The organism is Bartonella sp. CM120XJJH (assembly GCF_042194715.1).
GTDB lineage: Bacteria > Pseudomonadota > Alphaproteobacteria > Rhizobiales > Rhizobiaceae > Bartonella.
The window spans coordinates 1-1,110 of record NZ_JBHINE010000073.1; the positions used below are offsets into that span (position 1 = coordinate 1).

Annotated in this window: 2 pseudogenes; both read right to left on the reverse strand. The window is 47.1% G+C overall.

Going from position 1 to position 1,110, the window contains the following annotated elements:
- Positions 1-684: pseudogene (locus tag ACFIKU_RS09780) on the reverse strand (hypothetical protein); the annotation flags it as partial.
- A gap of 15 nt (positions 685-699) precedes the next feature.
- A pseudogene (locus ACFIKU_RS09785) lies at positions 700-1,110 on the reverse strand (hypothetical protein); the annotation flags it as partial.

Consider the following 1,110-nt stretch of genomic DNA (forward strand, 5'->3'; position numbering starts at 1 on the left):
AACTGTTTTAGCTTCCTCAGAAATTCCCTTGGCATTATTGGCTGTACTGGACGCTGTATCCGCCGTGGCTTTCGAAGCAGTTGCTTCTCTCAACGCTTGTTCTGAAATCTTTTGCGCCTCTGTAGATGCCGTCGTCGCTTTTTCTGCTAAGCCTTTAACTTCTTCAGAAAGATTCTTGACTTCATTGACTGAGGTTAGCGCATTGGTAGAGGAATCTTTGGCTTCTGTTGCTAGCTGCTTGGCTTCTTCACAAATCCTCTTACTTGTCTGTGCGATTCTCTCAGCTTCCTCTGTTTTCTTCTGAACGGATTCTGCTAAACTTTTACTTACTTCTTCGCCTTCACGAACCGCTTGTCTATCGGCTTGCAATGCCTGCTCTGCTGTTACCTTCGCTTCATTGGCTATTCTAGAGGCTTCTGATGCTTCTTGTTGCGCTTGCTCCGCTTTTGCCGTTGCACTATCTGCTGTACTTTTCGCTTCCTCCGCTATTCCCTTCGCTTCAGATGCCCTTTGCGAAGCTTGTTCCACACCTGTTTTCGCCGCTTCTGCAACTTTTTCAACTGACGCAACAGATGCTTTAACTTCATCACAAGCACCCTTTGATTGTTCTGAAAGAGCCTTTGCCTCTTCTGATCTGCTTACCGCTGTCTCTGATTGTGACTTGGCATCTTTCGACGCTGTCAATGCATCAGCGGCTGTCTAGTTGGCTTTATCTGCCTTCATACTTGCTTGTGTCGCTACCGTTCTAACTTCATGACACGTTGCTACCGCTGTTGCTGCTACTTGCGTCGTCTCTGTTGCTGTTTGTGAAGCTTCTCTTGCTGTTTGTTCTGCACGCGTTGCAATGGTCTTCGATTCATCGGCTAACCTCTTGGCTTCGGTCGATAAATTAACAGCATTCTCACTGCTCTGTTTGACCTCTTCAAAACTTTGCAATGCCGTAGCCAATGAACCTTTCGTACCACTTATTTCCCCTGTAGCTCTATCAAATCCTGCCTTCGCATCTTCTGCCATTTGCTTGGCGGCTTCAGAGGCACTCTTGGCTTCTTCGGCTAAGCCCTTGGCTGTATCCGCTGTATCTTTTGCAAGATTAGCGGTTGTCGTTACTGC